Origin of the sequence: Mesorhizobium maamorense, assembly GCF_044998965.1 — a bacterium.
GTDB lineage: Bacteria > Pseudomonadota > Alphaproteobacteria > Rhizobiales > Rhizobiaceae > Mesorhizobium.
Genome location: NZ_CP173355.1, coordinates 1 through 20,869, shown reverse-complemented (window position 1 = coordinate 20,869; position 20,869 = coordinate 1). Strand labels below are relative to the sequence as shown.

Genomic DNA, 20,869 nt, shown 5'->3' with positions numbered 1-20,869 from the left:
CATGGTGCAATCTCTTAAGCTCGGCCGTGCGCCAAACAAGGACTCCGAGGCCGGCATCCGGCGCATCAATCGACTGCCTATCATCATCGTGATCGTGCTCGTCATCGCCTTCCTCGGCGTGATCTTCTACGGTCTCACATCGCGCGGCCTGCTTGTCCGCCAGAACACCGGCCCGGGCGATGGCTCCGGCAATCCGGCATCGACCTTCGCCGACCAGCTTAAGCGAGGTGTGGGCGACGCCATCATCGGAGAACCACAGCAAACAACGACGCTGCAGCCGACACCTGTGGAGACGCAAGTTGAGAAGGAGCCCGCCGTCAACCCGTTCACGCCACAGCAAGATGCACGGCTGGCACAGGAGTTGGAGCCCGAACAGGTCTGGCGAGCCCGGCTGCAGCGAGAGCAGGAAGAACAGTACCTCCGGGAGCGCCATCGCCAGAGGATGGCCCGGCTTCAGGCTAATGACGCGGCCTATGACTCGCCGATCACGGCGGACCACAGCAAGTTCGACAGTCGGGGAGGGGATACGACCGCTGCGGCCGCCACGACAACAAACGCAATTTCCACCGAGACGACGACTGGTGCTGCGTCCGACCTATATGCGGCAGCTCTGCGCGCTGGTCTCGGCGGGCAAAATGTCGATCCAAATGCCCAGAAGACCAAGGAGGATTTCTTCAACGCGGACCTCAAGGAGCTTGGCTATCTGCCGAACCGTGTTGTGCCGCAGCAGTCACCATATGAGCTCAAGCGTGGCTCGGTTATCCCCGCGACATTGATCACCGGCATCAATTCCGACCTTCCCGGTCGCATTACCGCCCAGGTGAGCCAGAACGTCTATGATTCAGCAACTGGACATCGCCTTCTGATCCCACAGGGAACAAAGCTGTTCGGACGCTACGACAGCGAGGTGTCGTTCGGCCAGAGCCGCGTGCTCGTCGTCTGGACGGACATCATCTTCCCGAACGGCTCCACGCTGCAGATCGGCGGCATGGCGGGCTCTGATGCCCAAGGCTACAGCGGCTACCGCGACAAGGTCGACCGGAAGTGGCTTCAGACCTTCGGTTCGGCCATCCTCATCGCGATGATCGGCACGGGCATGGACATGGCAATCCCGCAGAGCTCCACACTCGCGACGCAAGAGACGGCCTCGGATGCCGCAAGACGAAACTTCGCCGAGACATTCGGGCGTGTCGCCGATCGAACCATTCAGAGAAACATGGACGTGCAGCCAACGCTCGAGATCCGGCCAGGCTACAAGTTCAATGTGCTCGTCGACCAGGACATTGTTTTTCCGGGCAGTTACAAAGGTTGACGACGGGATGTGATGGCGGAGCGGCCTCGGTCGAGGCTTGCCTGCCAATTCGACCCCTGACCCGACCTGAGTGCCATAGGGTTTGGAGAGGCTGGAGACTTCAAGCAGCGAAGTTTCAATCGGCGTGGGGTTTACGCGAGTTTTCGCGCCGATCGGCACGACAAGGCATTGAAATCTCAGTGGCGGGTGGGATCCCGCTGTGTCGCCGGTTCACAGACATGGTTTCCGGCCTTGGTCGAAAAGATGCCGCGATATCGATCTGAGCCGTGTCGTGACGCCTACCAGAGAATTTGCTGGTGAACTGACCGCCAACGCCAAACTCATGCTCGCCGGGCCGACTTGTCAGCAGACGACAGAAACCGCTCAACGGCCGCGCCTTAGTAACCGCTTCAAGCTCAAACCGGCCAGCAAAATGTAAGGCGGCATGGCGAGCGAATAGTGACCACAGTTTAATTCCAAAATATTTGGCCTCGCCCCGGCGTCCTTCAGCCTCTGCATGAACCTCTCCGATAGCTCTGGCAACACCACTTTGTCTCTCTTGGCCAACACAACGTGAAGATCGAGATCAGGCCGTGCCAAACTAGGCGCGTAATTCTCCAGGTTAAGTGGACCCCAGGCCCTTCTGAGATCGGTCAGCTCAATCTCAGGCTCAAGGCTGTCGCGTAACGATCGTGTCGCGCGGCCTGTCCAAACCATATCCGCTAGACTCCCCGCCGTCAGAAACAACGAAGCTTTTGACACAGCCAAGTCGTGTGCCGCGACTATGGCCGCAACCCAGGAGCCTAAGCTCATACCGAGAACCGAAATCTCTCCATAGCCTTCGCTTTTCAACCAGCATATGAGTTTTCGGCCATCCAACACTGCCTGCCTTACAGACTGGATCGTTCGACCGAGATTAGGGCTAAGCATATAGTCGGCGCGCACGGAGCCGGGACGGCTGCGTTCGAAGTGATAAGGCATAGCAATCTCGACAACCGTAATGCCACGCAGAGAGAAAAAGTTGGCAATCTGACGTTTCCGCGCGTTTGCATTCCAATGGTGAAAAATCACCATCGCCTGATCGAACGAACCGCTTTCTGTGATTTTCGCCCAGACTACATTATTCTCTTCGATGTCGGTAGAAACATCCGATGGAAATTTGAGCCACCCGTCTTGCCTTTCAAAACCCTGATCGCTCCCGCTCGGCTTATCGAAAAAGGCTGGATCAGCCACGGCCTGTTCGGCAAGGACACAAAACTCCTCGATATTTGCTATCTTCTTCGTACCTGGAAAGGCGCGTTCCGCGTCAAGGACGAAATCCGTTGGTTTCTTCCCTTCCTCTCCGCGAAGGGCCCGGCGTTCGTCCCAACGATCGAGCCAACTATGAAACACTCTGATTGATTCCTAACTTACTCGCTCGCCATCGCCCCAACCCTGGATCAAACAGGCCGTATATTGCGAGCAGCACTCCAACGCCCAGAAGGATCGAAAAGCCAGCAAATGCATCGATCAGCAAGTAGCCAGCCACGAGTAACGCTACGATCGCTGACATACTCCATAAAGGCATACAAAACCGACGTTCGACACCTAAACGGATGGAGCCGTACAGAAATACAACACAGGTCGAAATAGCGATAAGAAGGCTACTGTAATGGGTCGGCCTACGATAGCTTATCCCGGCGCTCACATCATTTCGCCCATAGAAGGCGGAAGACATATCACCGACCAACCAAGCCACAATATTCTCTCCACGCGAAGTCAGGTAAGCACTCTGGACCTTCATGACTACGGCGATCAGAACCCCCAAAACAGTACACCGAAAAATCCCACGCATAACCCTGAGGCTGGCTTCATTGAGCTCGTGTTGATAATCCACCTCCGGACGATCACTCGCTGCTTCTCCAATTCTCCAAAGATCATGGATCACCGTATAAAGCAAAATTAGCCCTACGAAGAACAGATAAAAGCACAGGCACATGTATAGGTAAGCGAGCCCCGTGAATACGACCGCTTCCGGCACCGATATGACCTCAGGGCGCACAATCGCTAACGAGCCCCAATCCGTCGCATAGTTGCCACCGCCTTGCATCAACGGGATCAAACACACGCCGATCCACTGAAAAAGACCGGCGAACAGCACACAAATCAAAAAAACCGCCAAATATGAATACGAAGAAGCTTCTACGCTGCGCGCCCAGGCATCGTCGCTTTTCATCTTGTCGCCCTGCGCTCCAAGCTTTGGACGGCCTTCATCTTTCCAAAAGATCACTAGCTCGGTCACGAAGGCGAAAAACAGTGGCAAAAATACCATGAAGACGAATGTCCAATTCGCTGTCCAAAGAAACCCAACCTGCTTAACGACGCCATCCGCCCGGCCATATGTCACGCTGTGAATCCCCGTAATATACGACAAAAACCCAAGAGCGGTGACACCCGCAAATACCGACGCCGGTAAATTCAGGGGAGATCCGTGACTAAAAAACGCCTCCGATTTCCTCGCCAAACTAAAACGCCGCCTCGGCCCCTTGGCGTCAGCCGGAGACGCAGAGTCGTCATGGAAGGTCGCAGCCAGTGCTGTATCTGGAATCTCCTGTGCAACGCTGCTTCCGGCTCTCTTCCATTCTCGTCTCTTGGCCGATAACCGCGATTGCGCCGCACTAAGCTCCATCTGCCATTCGCTGGTTGCCACCGGATCATCGCACCCAAAAACCCTCGCCAGCCAACGAATATTGGCAGTGCTAATTCCCTTCTCGTTCTCTTGAAACCAAAGCTGCACCGTTCGCAGATCGACCCCAAGCCGGTTGGAATCGATCTGTGAAATCGCCTCTGCGAGAAGCTCGGGCGTCCATGGGCCTGCAGGAAACCCGTCCTTGCCCAATGGCCTACCAGCACCCGCCGCGGCCAACCGCTTGAATAATTCTTTGAAATCACTCTCGTCTCCCGGCGGAGGGAGAAATATTTTTCCATTCTTAATCAATGGCTTACAGGAGCTGCTTTCGTTTGGTTTCGCTGGCCTTCGTATCCTATCGTGCTCTCGTCCTTGATCAACGTTTTTATCAACTCGATTTTGGCCGGCACGGGAGAGGATCGAATACCGGCGACCCGCTGGAGAGGCTGAACACGGTTGTTGCGTCGGTCATGCGAGCTGAGCATGGCAAATGTCCCCTACGCCGGAACGACCCTACGTCGGAACGAAGTGATCCGGTATGAAGGCTGGTCCGCTTTGCCGAACCGATCGTAGCGGGCGCACCACATGAGAAGTTGAAGGCCCGTTCTCGCCGCATTGACTGGCCATCGGGGGATCACACGAAATCGCCGATGCGTTCAGGGAGGAAAACGAATGCAGCACTGGCTGGATAAGCTGACTGACCTTACCGCTGTCGAAGGCGATCAACGCCACCTTAAGGATGCTCTGGCTGGCCTGGCTGAACAGATCGGCTTTGGCGGGTATGCCTATCTCAACATCCAGCCCGGCCATACGCTCGCGATTTCGAACTATCATCCAGAGTGGCAGTCGCTATACTTCGGACGAAATTATTCTGCGCTCGATCCGGTCGTAGGACGCGCGAAAACCATGAAGCGGACCTTCACGTGGAGCGGCGATCAGGAGAGGCCGCGGCTTTCAAAAGTCCAACGCGCGTTTTACGCGCACGCGGCTGATTTCGGGATCCGCTCCGGCATAACCATCCCCGTCAGAACGGCGAACGGTTCGATGTCGATGTTCACCCTGGCCTCGGAGAAGCTGACAATCGAGCTCGACCGGGAGATCGACGCCGTTGCCGCGGCAACGGCGGTCGCCCAGCTCCATGCCCGCATCACCTTCCTGCAGGCAACGCCCAGCGTCGAAAGGGCTGCCTATCTTGACCCCAAGGAGGCCACCTATCTTCGCTGGATCGCCGTCGGCAAAACGATGGAGGAAGTGGCGGAACTGGAGGGAGTAAAGTACAACAGCGTACGCGTCAAACTTGCCGAGACCAAGAAGCGCTTCGACGTCCATACAACGACGCACCTGACTGCCCTCGCCATCCGCAGAAAGTTGATCTGAAGCTCAGTTCACCGATGCCTTCGGGATATAGCCGAGAATGCTGATCAGCGTGTTCACAACGCTCATCTGCGCGTGCATCTCCATACTGGCCTCGATGTAACAGAGATGCCGAGCGCCGCCGATCACATTTCGTGACTTATACTCCTCAGGTAATGCCTGGAAAAGTTGATCGGCCTTATCTACCAGACGCCGGTGGGTTCGGATGGCGGCGATCGTGAGGGTCTCCAGGTCGGTCGGGGGAAGTCCGCTCGTGAGCCCCACTATCGGCCGAAGCTCGAATTTTTCCTTCAACGTCGCGTCGTCCGATTCCATTCCAGTCCCCTTAGGTTTGGCTGCGGTACGCCCCCGCTGACGACGAGCCCTTTGAACCCTAGCCGGGGTTAGGATCCGAGATGACCCGGCTCTGAGACCTTTCGACCCCCTGCTCCTTCCGCCCAGGTGCGCGTCACCTGCGGCCGCCAGAATGCGACGGCACGTACGATATTCACTGCCACGACAACAGGAGGGAAATGATGACAACTACCTCCTATTTCGGACTGGATGTCCACAAAGACACTATTTCCGCCGCGGTAGCTGACGCCGGCCGGGTGGAAGCGCGTTTCTTCGGCCAGATTGCCAACACGCCGGAGGCCGTCACACAGCTGACAGCCAAGTGAGCAAGGACAATCTATTGATCGTTTATTTGCGATGGCTGCTATTTTTCACGAGCGCCGATACCCGACAGGTCAATCCGAATGCCTGCTTTATTCGGGTCGGTGGTCGCGGCTTCACGCGCAGGATCGGTTCCGCCAGCCGCCGTTTTGTCGCCACGCTGCTCGGCGGATTCACCTTCACTCGGCGGCGTCGGCTGGGCCAGCTTCACTTCTGTGGGGTCGGGCGCCTGAAATACGGCCGTGCCTTCGAAGTAGCCGGTCTGCCAGGCGATGATCGCATCGTCGAACACCTGCGGCAGCACCTCCTTTTCGGTGGGGTTGCCGTACCATTTGGTGACGATCCGGAAGACCTTGGCGAACAGCGCCGTACCCATCCTGAGATTGGCGCAGGCATCGACCAGGTCGGGCTGGAGTTCGCCCGCCTCAACGACGCCGAGGCCGGCTGGATATTGCGTGATCCCGACCCGCACGACGCTGCGGCCGACATGCTGTCGGATCAAAGCCAAGGCCTCGTCCGGCGTGGCTGGCTTCGGAACCAGCACGACCCGGCTCCCCGACCGAACCGTGACGGCGAGAGGATCCTGAGAGCCTGCCCGCTCGACGAACGTCTCGGCGATCGCTGGCTTCAGAGCCCGATCGGCGCATTGCTGAATGAGGGCGGCGTCGACCATCCCGGTTCTCCTTTGCTCATGTGTTGAAGGCCTGCACCAATGGACGGTTGAAGAGCTTCGCCCAGGCGACCGCACTGCCCCGCTGGATGGCGACGATCGAGGTGCCGGCGGTCCACCAGCCGTTGCCGGTCGCCAGGATGACGTCCGGGGCGTGCAGCATCGACTGGAGCGCCGGCCAGAGGATAAGCTGCTCGTAGCAGACCAGCGGCGCGATCCTCGTGCCCGCAAGCTCGACGGCTGGATTGGCAAAGAGGTACGCTCGGGCGCCGCCGCCCTGCCCCGTCCAGGCCCGCCATGGTTGCCACATGGAGACCGGGACGGGCACGCGTTCGCGATAGAGGATGCGCGCCTCGTCGGCGGAGATCGCCACCATGACATTGTCGTAGCCGGCCGCGTCGATCACGGCCGCGCCGGCGACCACGGTGATGTCGGACCCGCGTAAGCCCTCCTGCCAGAGACGCGCAACAGTCGGCGTCCAGAAGCCCAGCGCGCTCTCGGGAAGAACGATGAATCGGCTTCCCTCGGCTGCCCGAGCGTGAACTGTTGCGATCAGGCCACGGTGATGCTCGAGCGAACCGTCACGCCCGAGGCTCTGGCCCAGTTCGAGGTCGACGCCCTTCCATCCGTACGGTAGGGAAGGTTCTGTCCACGTTGCGGCGGACCAAAGCCAAAAACCTCCCACGGCAATGACGGCTGCTGGCCAGTATCGCGATGTCAACATAGCGATACTGGCCGCAGTTGCGGCGAGGCCCCACCATCCCCATCCCGGAAAGAGCACGCCCGCGGCCGCCAAAGGGTGTGCCCAGCCGGTGATGCCGAAGGGCGGCAGCCCCATCAGCACCGCCGCCGCCAGATACCGCACCGCCCTTCCCTTTCCCGGATGCCCTGTCCAGAGCACAGCATGCACGGTGACGAAGGAGGCCGACGCCATCACCCAAAGCAGGAGGCCCGGCCAGAGATCGGCGGCATAGAAGGTCGCGACACCCTGTGGCAGGCCGCGTGAGGCGGCGAGGAAATAGCCTGCCGAGACGGCGGCCGCGACAACGCGCGACGGCGACTTCGCCCAGAGCAGCGGGAAGACCATCGCGACCGGGAGGGTCAGCACAGTTCCGCTCCAGCCGACTTTGCCCACCACAATCGACAAGACGATCAGGACCGGCCCACGCCAGCGGTTACGGATCGAAGGAGACGACCGGCCGGGCGAGGCCGAGAAGGCCGCTATCCGGTACCGGCCCAAAATATCGGGAGTCATAGGAGCTCGCAAAGGATGAGTGGAGATAGAGATGGCCCGGCGGCACGGTGCCTCCGGGGTAGGGGTCGATCGCCCTGCCCTCTCCGTCCGTCTTACGTATGCGGGACGAGCCAAGCACCTCGCCGTCGATCTCGACGTTGACGCCGATGTCGATGCGCTGACCGGGAAGCGCTGCGACAGTCTTGATGAGCGGGGCAAAGCCGCCGGCGCAGACGCCACACCGGAGATAGCCGCGCTGTCGTGCTTCCTCGAACCGCGGCTTGGCCGGAGGGCAGATGAACACAAGGTCCCCGGCAATGGCGGCTCGATGAAGCGGCTCGATGCGCCAGATCCCGAGCGGCTCGCTCGGCGTGAGATTCAACCGAAAGCCGCCGATAAAACCGATCGCCGCCAGCGCGCCGATGATGCTGCCGGTCGCGCAGAGCGCCGCCGTGACACCACGCCTCGTCATTGCTTCATCACCGAGGTCTGGCGCTGCGAGAGCGCCAAGTCCTCGGCCTGCTTCAGCGTCGCGGCGGTGCGCTCGTGGGCTGCGAGCTGCTGTGCGGTCCGCATTACCGGCCATGCCTCTTTCAGCTGTTCCTTTTCCTGGGGCTGGAGCCCTCCGGCGAGCTTGTCGAAGAGTTGGCCTGTGGGATTGCGCGCGGCGTTGGTCAGGAGCGTGCGTTCGCCGAACCGTTCCGCCACCGCCTTGTTGAAGCCGTCGATCTCGAGCTTTGCCTCGCGATTGCTGAGCGCGTATCCCAGGGCTGCGGGAAGGTCGTTGCGGTCGATGGCGTCGCGCACCCGTTCCAGGACGCTACGCGCGGCAGGCGACAGCGCCGGAATGTCGATTGACACGCGCTCGCGCAGCGTCTTCTCCTCACCCTCGATGCGCTGCAGGGCTCTCTCACGCATCTTAAGATAGCGCTCGATGTCGCGCTTCAGCGCCGGCGCGTTGACGTCGGCGACGCGGCGGGCTTCGCGATCCGCCTTGCTGGCGAGAAGGCCGGTCTTGCCGATGAGCGGACCGATCGATACCGGATCCGTCGCGAGCCTCTGAAGCGTCTGCGCCGCCGTTCGGCCGTCGGCCAGGACCGCGTCGAAGTTCATCATCCGGAAGGCGGTCTCGGGATCGGCGAAGACGTAGCGGAACCGCGTTGAGACCTCCTCCCACTGCATATTGAGAGCAGGGTCGCCCGCAAGCTTATGCTCAACGGCGTCACCCAGAGATGTGGGGAACAGCTTCACGCCGGCAACCATCGGACGGGCCTCCTTCTTCATTTGCATTGAGGGGGTCTGCAGCAGGCCGAGGCGCTCACCCGCCGCACGAAAGCGGATCGCCAGATCCGCGAGCTTAGAGCCCTGGCGCAGCGTCCAGTCGAGCCGGTCGCGCAGTAGCGTCCGGGCGACCTGGACGATGTGCAGGCCGCGGTTTTCGGCGAAGGCGAGCGCGTGACGGTAGAGCGTGCCGCGCTCGTAATCGAGCGTGGTTTCCTTGGCATTCCGACGTGACAGGATCTTCGTCAGGCCGCCATTGAAGGCGAAGGAGCGGCGGCCATAGTAGACCTGCAGATCCTCGCGATGACGGGTCATCGCGACATAGGTCAGATGGCGATCCAGCGAGAGGGAGGCTAGCACCTTCACCCGTTCAACGGTCGCGCCTTGGGCTTTGTGAATGGTGGTGGCATAGCCGTGGTCGAGTTTGTTGTAGAAGCGCTGTTCGACCGTCACCTGGCGGCGCTGATCGCCCTCCCCGACCATAACCGTGATACGGTTCGGCGCGGCTTCGACCACGCGCCCGATCATGCCGTTTTTTACGCCGAGCGAGCCCTCGTTTTTCAGGAAGACGATCTGGTCGCCGGCGCCGAAATGGCGGATGCCGTCGGCGGTCCTGGAAACCGTGGCCCGCACTGAGGATGCTGCGCTCAACCAGCTTCTCGCGCGCGAGCTCGTTGAGCATGCGCACGTCGCGGCGCAGATGCGCGAGAATCAGCGTGGACTTCGCCGGATCGTAGTCGCGGTTCCAATCGGCGATCAGGTTCTCGACAGCCTCAGCCTTCAGCTCCGAACCGAGCACCCTGCCCTGTGAGCGATAAGCAGCAAGCGCCTGGTCGACACGGCCGCGCGCCAGATCGAGGGAGGCCTTACGCATCCAGTCCTCGCGCTGGCGATAGATCGTTTCGAGCTCAGCATAGCCGATGCGGCCGACGATGGCGCGGAAAGCGGCGCCCGCCTCGATCGGCTGCAGTTGCTCCGGATCGCCGACCAGAACGAGCTTGGCGCCTGCCCTGACGACGGCCTCGACGAATCCGGCCATCTGCTTCGAGGCGACCATGCCGGCCTCGTCCATGACGAACACCGTCTTGGCATCGAGCGTGTCCCGGCCCTTTTCCCAGCGTAGCTCCCACGACGCCAGAGTGCGGCTGACGATCCCTGCTTCCTTCTCCAGACCCTCTGCCGCCTTGCCGGCGAGTGCTGCGCCGACAACACGGTATCCGGCAAGTTCCCATGCCTCGCGGGCGGCCTTCATCATGGTGGTCTTGCCGGCGCCGGCGCGGCCAACGACAGTGGCGATACGGGCGGGACCGACGACATGGTCGATGGCGGTGCGCTGCTCCTCGGACAGACGCGAGTGACGCCGAAACGTCGCGCCCAGCATCTTCTCCGGAACGCCGTGGGTTTCCCGTTCGGCGAGCCAGACCGAACGCCGCGCCATCCCGGCTTCGAGCCGGATGAGCTCCCGCGTCGTGTATCGCGCCGACACCCTTTCTCCGGTTGCAAACGCCACCGTGTCGCGCTGCAGGCGCAACACCTCCGGGCGCTGGATGATGCGCGTCAGGAGCTGATGGAATACTGCCGGATCGTCGACATAGCGATGCAGCACCTTCGCGATATCGCGTTCATCGAAGACGCTTTTCTCGCGGGTAACGAGATCGAGCACGATCTCCGGACGGGCCTGAATGCGGCGCAGGTTCTCAGCCTTCCGCTCCTCCTGCAGATCGAGCCTCTCCAGCGATGGCTTCCACCCTTCCGCTGTTGCCTTGCGCTGGATCGCCTGGGCACCAACGCCGACATGGATCGTCGGCGCGAGCTCGATGCCCTGCTTTTCATAGGACCGGCCATCGACCTGCAGCGCGATCCCATTGAGCGCGAGATGGTGGTTCTGCCGTTCGAACCAGGCATCGCGAAACGCGTTGAAGTCCTGAGCGTCGCCGCCCCATAACTCGTAGACAATCTTGCCAGTCTTTGTTCGCAGGGGCTTCCCATCTTCGCCGATGACCGCGACCTTCTTGGCGCCAAAACCTTCTTCGGTGAGAGGCCGCAGCGTCGTCATCAGGTGGATATGTGGATTGCCGGGGTTGTCGTGGTAGACCCAGTCGGCGACCATACCCTTCGACAGGATGTGTTTTTCCACGAAGTCGTGGACGAGCGCGATGTTCTGTTCGACCGAGAGCTCCAGCGGCAGGGCAATGGTGAGGTCCTTTGCGAGCTGCGCGTCGACACGCTTCTCGAACGCCTCGACCTTGTTCCAGAAGGCTTCCGCCGCACCAGTGACAGACCGGTCCGCGATCAGCTTGCGCGCCCAATGCGGCGCATCGGCCGGCAGCAGGAACTCCTCATGCACCAGGCCCTGCTTGCGCGAATAGTCGATCGTCCGCGCCTCGCGTTCGTAGTCCATTCGCGCGCAATGCCGGTAGGCCGCCGACAGCACCGCGCTGCGACCGTCGCCGCGGCTGACGATGCTGACGGAGAAATGGGCAATGGCCACGGCGACGAAAACTCCCGAATGCGAACCTCGTTCGTCGGGAGCGGCGGGCCGCGTCAGACCTCAACGCACGGCGTCGCATCAGCGACGTATAATTGCGCCCTTGGATCCGCTCCTTCGGAACGGCGGGATGATCCTCCAAAGTGTCGGCCTTGCCGACGTGCAAATCTGCACGTTCCTCCGGACGTGCTTTTGAGAAAGTCTTGCGGCGAAACAAACGCCACCTGACTTCAAGGAGACGCGACCGGAATGAAGAAGCCGTCGTCGAAAATACGTGAGGAAATCGCCCGCCTGCAGGACCAGCTCAAGCAGGCCGAGACGCGCGAGGCCGAGCGCATCGGCCGGATCGCGCTGAAAGCCGGACTCGGCGAGATCGAGATCGAGGAGGCCACGCTTCAGGAGGCGTTCGAGGAAATCGCCGGGCGCTTTCGTTGGGGCAAGGGAGCTGCGACCGGAAAGAGAAACACCGGTGAGGGCAGGACTGCAGGCGCTCCGCCCGCGACGGTCGCAACTGGCGCGGCTGCGGGCAGTGGTAGCGAGGCTTGAGCGAATGCGCCGGAGCCAAGCGACCGACGCCCGAAAGAAGGATACGCGCGAGAAGATCGAGCTCGGCGGCCTGATCGCGAAAGCTGGTCTCCGTCACGAGAAGCGAGCCCTGCTGCTCGGCCTGCTGATCGACGCAAGCCAGCGCATCAAGGGCGACGATGCGGAGCGCTTGCGCCTGATCGCAATCGGCGCGGAGGCCTTCGGCCGTGACGGCGAATAGGATTGTCCTCGCCCTGATCCCGGCGACGATGATGGTCGGGGTGACCATCATCATGCCGGGGATCGAGCACTGGCTCGCAGCCTTCGGCAAGACGGCGCAGGCGAAGCTGATGCTCGGACGCATCGGTCTCGCTTTGCCCTATGTGACGGCGGCCGCGATCGGCGTGATCTTCCTGTTCGCAGCCAACGGCGCGGCCAACATCAAGGCGGCGGGTCGGGGCGTCGTCACCGGGAGCGTGGCGGCGATTCTGATCGCGTTGATGCGCGAGGCAGTCCGCCTTGCGGGAATTGCCAGCAATATCCCATCGGGCCAATCCGTCTTCGCCTATGCGGACCCGGCGACGGTGCTCGGCGCCTTCGCCGCCTTCCTCGCCGGCGTGTTCGCGCTGCGCGTCGCCGTGAAGGGCAATGCCGCCTTCGCGAGGCCTGCTCCGCGCCGTATCCATGGTAGGCGTGCGGTCCATGGCGAGGCGGACTGGATGGGCATGGCCGAGGCCGCAAGGATATTTCCGGATGCGGGCGGCATCGTCATCGGCGAACGCTATCGTGTCGACCGCGACAGCGTGATGGCCGTGTCGTTCCGGGCAGAGGCGCGGGAGACATGGGGTGCCGGCGGAAAGAGCCCGCTGCTTTGTTTCGACGGCTCGTTCGGCTCGTCGCACGGCATCGTCTTCGCCGGGTCCGGCGGTTTCAAGACGACCTCGGTGACAATCCCGACCGCGCTCAAATGGGGCGGCGGTCTCATCGTGCTCGATCCGTCGAGCGAGGTCGCGCCGATGGTCGTCGATCACCGGCGCAGGGCGGGTCGGAAGGTGCTCGTGCTCGATCCGGCCAGCCCCGCCACTGGCTTCAACGCGCTCGACTGGATCGGCCGCTTCGGGGCAACGCGGGAAGAAGACATCGTCGCGGTCGCGACATGGATCATGACCGACAATGCGCGGGCTGCATCCGCGCGCGACGACTTCTTCCGCGCCTCGGCCATGCAGCTCCTGACCGCGCTGATCGCCGACGTCTGCCTGTCGGGGCATACGGAAGAAAATGATCAGACACTGCGCCGTGTCCGCGCCAATCTCTCGGAACCTGAGCCGAAGCTGCGCGAGCGGCTGACGCGGATTTACGAGCAATCGGAATCCGCCTTCGTGCGCGAGAACGTCGCGGTCTTCGTCAACATGACGCCGGAGACGTTCAGCGGCGTCTACGCCAATGCGGTGAAGGAGACGCACTGGCTCTCCTATCCGAACTATGCCGCCGTCGTCTCGGGCGACAGCTTCTCGACCGACGAGCTCGCGGGCGGCGGCACGGATATCTTCATCGCTCTGGATCTGAAGGTGCTGGAAGCTCATCCGGGGCTGGCGCGGGTGGTAATCGGCTCCTTCCTCAATGCGATCTATAACCGCAATGGCGAGGTCGCGGCTAAAACCCTGTTCCTGCTCGACGAGGTCGCCCGTCTCGGCTATCTGCGCATCCTCGAAACCGCGCGCGACGCTGGGCGTAAATACGGCATCAGCCTGACGCTGATCTTTCAGTCGATCGGCCAGATGCGCGAGGCCTATGGCGGCCGCGACGCCAGCTCGAAATGGTTCGAGTCCGCATCCTGGATCTCGTTCGCGGCGATCAACGATCCGGAGACCGCAGAGTATCTTTCGAAGCGCTGCGGCGACACAACGGTCGAGGTCGACCAGACAAACCGCTCCTCCGGAATGAGGGGGTCGTCGCGGTCCCGATCGAAGCAGCTCACGCGCCGTCCGCTGATCCTGCCGCATGAGGTCATGCGGATGCGCGCCGACGAGCAGATCGTGTTCATCGCGGGCAACCCGCCGCTGCGCTGCGGGCGCGCAATCTGGTTTCGCCGCGACGACATGAAGGCCTGCGTCGGAACCAACCGGTTCCATCGGAGCGAAGGCGGTGACAGTGGCTGATTGCCCAACGCCAATCAGGCTTCCCTCGTCCGAACGTCATGTCTGCTGCGAGAGGATCGTCACGCGAACGCGCCGAAACCGTTTTAGCGGGTTCGGTGAGCGCCGCCTTTTTCGGCGCGAGTAGAGCCGTCCGCCGTAGGCGGCTCGCCCAAATCCGATTCAGCTCAGGTGGCCATTTCTGCCCTCTGAGATGTGGGAAAGTTGAACGATGCCCGTAAGGTGATCGAAACCGCATCCTGCGAAAACCTCGGAAGCCAAGCAGGGAGGCATGCCCTCGTTGAATACCGTCGTCAGATTCCGGCAGAAGAAAAGACCGCGCTTCGGGCAGCCGAAGACGCCGCGCGGGAAACAGTCCGTCTATCGGAGGAAATCATCGCGTCGGAAAATCGGATCGGCGATTGCGAAGGTGGTCGTCGGCGCACTCGTCGCGGCGGCGGCATTTGGCGCTTACCAGCTCAGCCAAGCGGGCGGGATCGAGCGTATGGCGGCCCTAGTCTCGGCACCGCGACAGGACTTGCTTTCGGTTTCGTTTCCGATTTGCGGCGACGGTCCCCGCGTGACCTGCGTGGTGGATGGCGACACGTTCTGGCATCAGGGTGTGAAGACCAGGATAGCCGATATCGACACGCCGGAGCTGAGCCCGCCTCGTTGCGAGGCAGAGCGGACAAAGGGTGAGACGGCGAAGCGCAGGTTGCGGGAATTGCTGAATGCAGGAAAGTTCTCATTGGTGGCCGGCTGGCGCGACGAGGATCGACATGGGCGAAAGCTGCGAACCGTGACCAGGAACGGGCGATCGATCGGCGAGACATTGATCGCAGAGGGCCTTGCACGCCGCTGGGACGGCGGCCGGCGGAACTGGTGCGACTGACGCATCAGCAGCGTGAATCGGTCGGCAGGGATCGATTCAGGAAAGTCGTTGGACGGCGCTTCCGAAGGAAGCGAGAGTCGCGCCATGTCGAGCAAGGAAACCGGACCCGTTCATCTTCGCCGCATCAACCCGGCACAAAACATGCGGCGCTTCTATGTGCTGGCGATCCAGCCAACGCTGTTCGGAGGCGCTTCGGTCATCCGCAATTGGGGCCGCATCGGAACGAACGGCCAGTCGATGGTGCAGACATTCGATCAGTCGGAAGAGGCGGACAGCGCCCTGGTTCGCCTCGAGCGGGGCAAGAGGCGAAGGGGCTACCGCGATGCCCAGCCGCCGGAAGCCTGAGGACTCTTTGCGCCCATTTGGCAGCACATGCCGTGAACCACCCGATCGAGCCCGAAGCGGACCAAGCCGTTCGGGCAAGATTAGATCAATGCTTGCGTTGGTTACTTGAGTTCCGCCTTCAAATCCAGCGATGCAGTTACCGCTGCTCTCGAGAAGCTCGGGACGGCGAGAACGAAATTGCTGCTGATGAACTGGTCAGCCGCCCCAAATTCCGGCAGTTCCCGCAATTCATCATCCGCTATGGCAGATCGAAGCGCATTGCCGATCTGCAGGAATCGACAAACCGAAACGGTCGGTTGTGAAGTGACCCGACAGATGGAGCAATCGCGCCGGGCACGCCTCTTGCCATTTGCAGCTCGGCGATGAACCAGCAAGCGTCGAAGAGTCCGGCTTCACGCTTCCGCCAGTCCGGAGCCGACAGGATTTGCTCGAGAGTTTCTGTGAGTTCGGGTGCGCAGGGCAATCGGGAAAAGGCCGTGCCAAGCCATTTGGGATAGGGCGCATAGCGGCGCTCGACCAGCATTGCGAGCCGCATGATATTTCCGACCATGCGCGCGGCGATTACGCGGGAGCCAATCTCGTCACCGGCATTCCCGGTTCGACCGATATAGGCGCGCTCCTCGGCGATGCGTCCCCACTGGGCCGCGAGCTTGTAAAGCCACACGTCACGTGGGAAGTAGCAAAGGCGATCCCTAACAGCGCTTAGTTCGCCGATGTCGTCTCGAAACACCGCACCAGCCGTCACGGTCAAAAACAATTGCTCGGGATAGGAAAGCCAATCGTGCGTGGTGATGTCAGCTGTAAACTGCCTCCCGAGAAAGCGATCGCACCAAGCCGACAATGTATATAGTTCAACACCGTGTTCTGATCCCAGCAGACCTGCTCCGGCATCTCCAGCGGACGGACGGACATTCGTGGGGTAGCGAACTGGCCAGCAGTCGAATCTATCGGGCAAGCTGCGATCCAGGATCCGCATCATCTCCCGGGCTGTCTCGGAAAATTCCGCTTCGGGCAGAAAGATCTGCACGCATGGACCGTCGTCGTGGTCTGCGGACATATCACTGTCGTAGCCAAGCACCTCCGACCCGAGGCCGATCCTGGCCGCCGCATGGGGCAGTTTGGGAAAATGCTGTTGGAGAATAGGTGCAACGAGGCTTTCGTAGAACCGTTGCGACAAGCCAATGCCAACGCCATGAATCATCGATCACCTCGCAGATATTGGTCCAACCCAGAGCGAGCCTCGGCGAACAGGAAGAGCACAGGGGGTTCATTCTCATTCAGCCCTGTGGCACCTTTGCTCACCCGGCAATGCACCGCTTAACGATAAGACCATGCCGAGATACCCCCATACGAAGACAGCCCCCCGAATGTCGACGCGATAACCGATTACGACTGGCGCCACAGGATCACTTATCTGCGCCTCTTCGACTCAGCGCGGGACGGGGCCGACTGGCGGGAGGCTGTCGAGATCATTTTTGGGTTCGATGTCGATGCCCACCCGGAACGCGCCAAACGCATCTATGATAGCCATTTGGCCCGCGCGCGCTGGATGAGCGAAGTTGGTTATCGGTATCTGGTCCAAGGCCGATTTGTGCAGTGACGATAATTGCGGGGAGGCAGCGATTTTCACACCGGCATGGGAGGGGGCGCAGCCCTTGTTCCTCCGACGGGATCAGACCGGCCGCCGCTTCAACGGTCGAATTGAAGTCAATCGTTGCAAATTTGATGAAGGCCGATGAGTGGACGCCTCGTCCAGAGGGTGATGAAAAGCGGTGGTCCGCTGCCGCCCTTGTCTGGCCGCAACGCGTTTCGCAGATTTACCCGATCAGCGATCAGCGTCCCATGATGGCGAGCAGCGCCGCCTGCGAGACGTCAACCGCGATCGAGCATGATGACCAGCATGAGGCTGATGGCGACAGCGTCAACCATCGACGCGATGAAGAGAAGCCGAAGGCCAAGGGAAAGGCGATCGCGGGCAGGATGTGGCGCGCCGATCCCGGCGCGACCGCGCGGCTCACCCGCCGTTTCTCGCGGCGAAAGGGATCAGCGCCATCAGCGCTATCGCGGCGCAGCCGAGGAGAAGCGCGGCGGGACGGTCGGGCATCAGCGCGATCAGAGTCGGACCGAACACGAAACCAAGTGCGCCGGCAGCGGTGTAGACCCCCGTGATCCGGCCGCGCCGCTCTGGCGCCGCGGCGAGTGTTCAGCGCCGTTTCGGCGACGATGAACATGAGACCCGCACCGCAGCCCAGAACCAGGCGCGCTGCAAAGAGCGGCCAGAAGTCGAGCAGGAAGGCCAGCGCAATGAGCGCCGCCGCCAACAGCCCCACGCCTAGCAGCCCAACCGGCGGCCGAGGCGTGGCAGCAGGACCACGCCGGTCATGAGGGCTCCCGTCGTGGCCAGATGGTCATCTCGGATGCAGGCGGCGAGATTTCTTGCTCCTTCCGCTTGCCGGCGTTCGCTTGGGAAAGGCCGAAGGCCCCGCCTTGCGGCGGAACCCTCGTCGAGGCGATCAGTCCCGGTTGGGGCGAGACCAGATCAGCTGCAGGCCTTCCTCGCCTGCCACCTCGATCAAGGTGGCGTAGATCGGCGCGGGGAAGCTCGGGTCGTCCAGCTTGACCGAGAGGTAGTCACGCTCGGTTTCCCTGGAGACCTTCTGCCAGGCCGCACCCAGCTCGACATTGCCCGAGAAGATGCGGAAGTGCGGGCCCTTGTCGGAGGGGCTCTCGATGCGAACCAGCTTGGCCTGGACGTTGAGGTTGAGCGTCTTGATCGTGCCCGTAAAACCGTTGCCCGAGGAAGTGAAGGTGCCGATGGTAGCCATGATGTCGTCTCCGTGAGTTTCTCGGGCCGCGACCATCGCGACCTCGATGGCGGTCGACAGACCGGAGGCGATCGGCCCGCACCCCGCAGGGGACGCAACGCAGTGGAGGGCAGCCAGGGCGAGGCTTTCTTGTTCCGCGCGGAATGGCGGCGCAGCCGTCAGGGGAAGAAAGTCGCGACCGGCTGTTGCGGGTTTGAGAACGAGGCGTAGCGAAGCGAAGACGGCCTTCGGTCAGACCAGCCACATCGAGGACGCAGGTGGTGCGCCCTTCCATGAAACCGCGGCCAGACGACAGGCGAATCCTATCGGCATGATCAGCGCAACCGCAGCCACGGTGAGGCGTCATCAAACATGTCCCTCCCCGTCAGGCACCATCGCATAAGGACAGACCGTCCAACCGAAAAGGGACGCCACCGCCGCCTCCTGTCCGGTCAAAGGACGACTGGCCGACTGGCGAAAGTCCGGGTCCGGCGTCTGCCCCTTCAAGATGGATGCCCGCTACACTGTCATGGAAGTATCCATCTCGGGCTGGACGTCGGCACGGGCCGGCTGATCTGACTCGGCCCCTTGGGCAACTACCCGAACTCACCGGTGCCATGGCGGGGTCTTCAGCCGGCTGCGGGGCGCCTGTGCGTTGAAGCCATCAACGTGTGCCAGGCGGGACGATTACAAACCGCACATGCCCTCGCATTCATTCGGCCAGAGGTCGAGCTGGCCGTGGTCGGCCGCTGTAGACAAATCGGCTTCATCGAGGGCAACGCCGGAGCGATGCAGGAAGACCTCGCCGCGTATGCCACGCAGGCCGGTGCGGATCGCCCGATCCACCTCCACGGCATCGTCCCACGCCGCCGGGTCGTTGTTCCGCATGGATCGCCACATGGCGTCGCTGTGGAAGGGGCAGCCGATGCACGCGCTCTTCGGCGGCTTCGGATAGCCATGGCTTTTCAGCCAATCGAGACAGTCCTTCCGGGTCATGCGGCTCTCGATGAGGGGGAAGCGGTTGAGTTGCCACGCTGCCCGGCTCGGCTTCATGCGCACCACCTCGTCCATCGAGATGCCCAGCCACTGGTGAACGACGGGGTATGTCGGGGAGCGTTTGCGCGTGAGACCAGCCAGTTCCCTCACCTTGCGGCGGATCGGTTCGATCTTGCTGGTGGTGGTGCATTGTCGCCGTATCATGCCGATCGAGACATTACCGCGGCGGTCGACGGTGCGGGTGAAAGCAGGGATCGAGGCCCATCTCTCGCCATTGCCAGCGGCAATCAGGCTCTCCCGAAGATTGCGGGCCGACACGATATGCACCGGGAACGGCAGGACGTTCGGCGACATCAGCCAGCGCAGATGCTCGTAGACTGCGGCAGGCTCCCAGCCGGTATCGGCGAAGATTGCACAATCCAATGAGCCGAAATGCCCATGGGCGGCCATCAGCGCGAGCGTGGTGGACTGGACCCCTGCCCCGAGGCTGAGCACACGAAGGCGGATGGGGGATGGCTCCGCGCCACCCCCGGCAACGCTCGGAGAATGCAACATCATGCAGCCTCCGCGACCTGTGTCGCACTCGGCTGGAGATCATGCAGATAGTTGACCGCACGCTGGGCATGGGCCGCCGCGGCAAAGATGAAGCGCTTCTCGTTCCTGAGAATTTCGAGCCAGCTTGCCAGGTAGCTGGCATGATCAGGCCGCGGCTCGAGCTCTGGCACGATGCCGAGGTCAGCTGCTAAAAAGCAGCCGCCGAGGTCGGCCACGAGCTCTTCGTGGGCCCGGAACTCGCGATCCTTATGATAACGAGAGAGGTTGCGATCAAGCCGCCTTTCCGACCCGACCCAATGGGTCATTTCGTGTCCGAGGGTCGCATAGTAGCCAGGCCCGTCGCGGAAACTCTCGAACGGCGGCATTTGCACAAAATCGAGAGCGGGATTGAAATACGCCTTGTCGCCACCGTGGCGGATGACGGCCCCCGTATTTGCGAAGAAGGCATCCGCATGTTCGATCCGCTCCACTGGATCGGACACCGGCGCGGGATTGCCGTAATACTGCGCGGGCAAGCCGTCGATCTGGTCGGCACAAAATACGGTATAGGCCTTGAGGAACGGAATCCCGCGCTCGACCTCTTCGCCATGGGCATCGGTTTCGGTGCGTACGATTCGGCTGGCATAGACAACCATCGAGCCGGTTTCGCCTTTGCGGACATGACCGCCCAGCTCAACGCTCTGCTTGAACGTCATCCAGGTTGGGGAAACAAAACCCCTCGAAACCGCCTCCGACCAGAGAAGCAGGGTGTTGATCCCCTGATACGGCAATCCATTGTGGCGCAGCGGGCGCGTGATACGCCCCGTAGTGTTCGCCGCGCTCCACGGTTTCACCCACGGACGCACGCCCTTTTCCAGATCCGCGACGATGCGGTCGGTGATCTTCGCGTAGATATCGACGCGGGATTTGTTGGTCTTCCTGTCCATTTTTCCGGACCTCCATTCGAGGCCGCGCCAA

19 protein-coding genes and 1 pseudogene are annotated in these 20,869 nt (G+C 61.7%); 8 read left to right on the top strand and 12 right to left on the bottom strand.

From position 1 onward, the window contains the following. Window position 1 precedes the first annotated feature (1 nt). Window positions 2–1,312 (top strand): IncP-type conjugal transfer protein TrbI, encoded by a 1,311-nt coding sequence (gene trbI, locus ACIU1A_RS00100; protein WP_404924686.1) that lies wholly within the window; start codon window positions 2–4, stop codon window positions 1,310–1,312. Window positions 1,313–1,675: 363 nt separating this feature from the next. Here trbI and ACIU1A_RS00095 read toward each other — a convergent pair whose 3' ends face one another. Further along, window positions 1,676–2,683: an RcgR family putative quorum lactone hydrolase gene (locus tag ACIU1A_RS00095; RefSeq protein WP_404924685.1), complete on the bottom strand. Its 1,008-nt coding sequence runs from the start codon at window positions 2,681–2,683 to the stop codon at window positions 1,676–1,678. Then, a complete protein-coding gene (locus tag ACIU1A_RS00090) occupies window positions 2,673–4,268 on the bottom strand; it encodes an RcgA family putative transporter (protein ID WP_404924684.1) in 1,596 nt (531 codons plus the stop codon). Before ACIU1A_RS00090 ends, ACIU1A_RS00095 begins: the two co-directional genes overlap by 11 nt. 363 nt (window positions 4,269–4,631) lie before the next feature. Between ACIU1A_RS00090 and traR the strand changes: the two genes are divergently transcribed. Beyond that, window positions 4,632–5,336 carry a transcriptional regulator TraR gene (gene traR, locus ACIU1A_RS00085; RefSeq protein WP_404924683.1) on the top strand — a complete coding sequence of 235 codons (705 nt, stop codon included), beginning with the start codon at window positions 4,632–4,634 and terminating at the stop codon, window positions 5,334–5,336. 3 nt (window positions 5,337–5,339) lie between these two features. Here the strand turns inward: traR and ACIU1A_RS00080 are convergent, their stop codons facing one another. Further along, on the bottom strand, window positions 5,340–5,648 hold the full coding sequence (locus ACIU1A_RS00080) for a transcriptional repressor TraM (RefSeq protein ID WP_404924682.1): 309 nt from the start codon (window positions 5,646–5,648) through the stop codon (window positions 5,340–5,342). A gap of 197 nt (window positions 5,649–5,845) precedes the next feature. On the opposite strand from ACIU1A_RS00080, the gene ACIU1A_RS00075 reads away from it, so the two are divergent. After that, the gene (locus ACIU1A_RS00075) at window positions 5,846–5,992 is read left to right on the top strand and encodes a hypothetical protein (RefSeq protein ID WP_404924681.1); all 147 of its coding nucleotides are present in this window, start codon (window positions 5,846–5,848) and stop codon (window positions 5,990–5,992) included. Between the two features lie 38 nt (window positions 5,993–6,030). Here ACIU1A_RS00075 and ACIU1A_RS00070 read toward each other — a convergent pair whose 3' ends face one another. From ACIU1A_RS00070 to traA, 4 genes and pseudogenes are all read right to left on the bottom strand, one after another. Beyond that, window positions 6,031–6,660, bottom strand: coding sequence for a TraH family protein (locus ACIU1A_RS00070; protein WP_404924680.1), 630 nt, complete (start codon window positions 6,658–6,660; stop codon window positions 6,031–6,033). Window positions 6,661–6,676: 16 nt separating this feature from the next. Then, the gene (locus ACIU1A_RS00065; protein WP_404924679.1) at window positions 6,677–7,912 is read right to left on the bottom strand and encodes a conjugal transfer protein TraB; all 1,236 of its coding nucleotides are present in this window, start codon (window positions 7,910–7,912) and stop codon (window positions 6,677–6,679) included. Next, window positions 7,833–8,363, bottom strand: coding sequence for a conjugative transfer signal peptidase TraF (traF, locus tag ACIU1A_RS00060; protein WP_404924678.1), 531 nt, complete (start codon window positions 8,361–8,363; stop codon window positions 7,833–7,835). Before traF ends, ACIU1A_RS00065 begins: the two co-directional genes overlap by 80 nt. Further along, a pseudogene (gene traA, locus ACIU1A_RS00055) lies at window positions 8,360–11,663 on the bottom strand (Ti-type conjugative transfer relaxase TraA). Before traA ends, traF begins: the two are co-directional and overlap by 4 nt. A 246-nt stretch (window positions 11,664–11,909) precedes the next feature. Here traA and traC point away from each other — a divergent pair. The 5 genes from traC (at window position 11,910) to ACIU1A_RS00030 (ending at window position 15,557) form a co-directional block, all read left to right on the top strand. Continuing rightward, a complete protein-coding gene (gene traC, locus ACIU1A_RS00050) occupies window positions 11,910–12,206 on the top strand; it encodes a conjugal transfer protein TraC (RefSeq protein WP_404924677.1) in 297 nt (98 codons plus the stop codon). Window positions 12,207–12,210: 4 nt separating this feature from the next. Further along, window positions 12,211–12,426, top strand: coding sequence for a type IV conjugative transfer system coupling protein TraD (traD, locus tag ACIU1A_RS00045; RefSeq protein WP_404924676.1), 216 nt, complete (start codon window positions 12,211–12,213; stop codon window positions 12,424–12,426). Further along, on the top strand, window positions 12,413–14,344 hold the full coding sequence (traG, locus tag ACIU1A_RS00040; RefSeq protein WP_404924675.1) for a Ti-type conjugative transfer system protein TraG: 1,932 nt from the start codon (window positions 12,413–12,415) through the stop codon (window positions 14,342–14,344). Before traD ends, traG begins: the two co-directional genes overlap by 14 nt. Before the next feature lie 481 nt (window positions 14,345–14,825). Next, window positions 14,826–15,212, top strand: a complete 387-nt coding sequence (locus ACIU1A_RS00035; protein ID WP_404924721.1) for a thermonuclease family protein — start codon at window positions 14,826–14,828, stop codon at window positions 15,210–15,212. An 84-nt stretch (window positions 15,213–15,296) separates the two neighbouring features. After that, complete coding sequence (locus ACIU1A_RS00030) at window positions 15,297–15,557, top strand: WGR domain-containing protein (protein ID WP_404924674.1); 261 nt, start codon at window positions 15,297–15,299, stop codon at window positions 15,555–15,557. A 238-nt stretch (window positions 15,558–15,795) separates the two neighbouring features. Here the strand turns inward: ACIU1A_RS00030 and ACIU1A_RS00025 are convergent, their stop codons facing one another. From ACIU1A_RS00025 to ACIU1A_RS00005, 5 genes are all read right to left on the bottom strand, one after another. After that, window positions 15,796–16,758, bottom strand: a complete 963-nt coding sequence (locus ACIU1A_RS00025; RefSeq protein WP_404924673.1) for a DUF4037 domain-containing protein — start codon at window positions 16,756–16,758, stop codon at window positions 15,796–15,798. Window positions 16,759–17,389: 631 nt separating this feature from the next. Then, window positions 17,390–17,878 (bottom strand): hypothetical protein, encoded by a 489-nt coding sequence (locus tag ACIU1A_RS00020; RefSeq protein WP_404924672.1) that lies wholly within the window; start codon window positions 17,876–17,878, stop codon window positions 17,390–17,392. 192 nt (window positions 17,879–18,070) lie between these two features. Next, complete coding sequence (locus ACIU1A_RS00015; RefSeq protein ID WP_404924671.1) at window positions 18,071–18,382, bottom strand: DUF736 domain-containing protein; 312 nt, start codon at window positions 18,380–18,382, stop codon at window positions 18,071–18,073. A 666-nt stretch (window positions 18,383–19,048) separates the two neighbouring features. Further along, window positions 19,049–19,912, bottom strand: coding sequence for a hypothetical protein (locus ACIU1A_RS00010; RefSeq protein ID WP_404924720.1), 864 nt, complete (start codon window positions 19,910–19,912; stop codon window positions 19,049–19,051). Continuing rightward, window positions 19,912–20,838, bottom strand: coding sequence for an ArdC family protein (locus ACIU1A_RS00005; RefSeq protein WP_404924670.1), 927 nt, complete (start codon window positions 20,836–20,838; stop codon window positions 19,912–19,914). Before ACIU1A_RS00005 ends, ACIU1A_RS00010 begins: the two co-directional genes overlap by 1 nt. Between the last annotated feature and the right edge of the window lie 31 nt (window positions 20,839–20,869).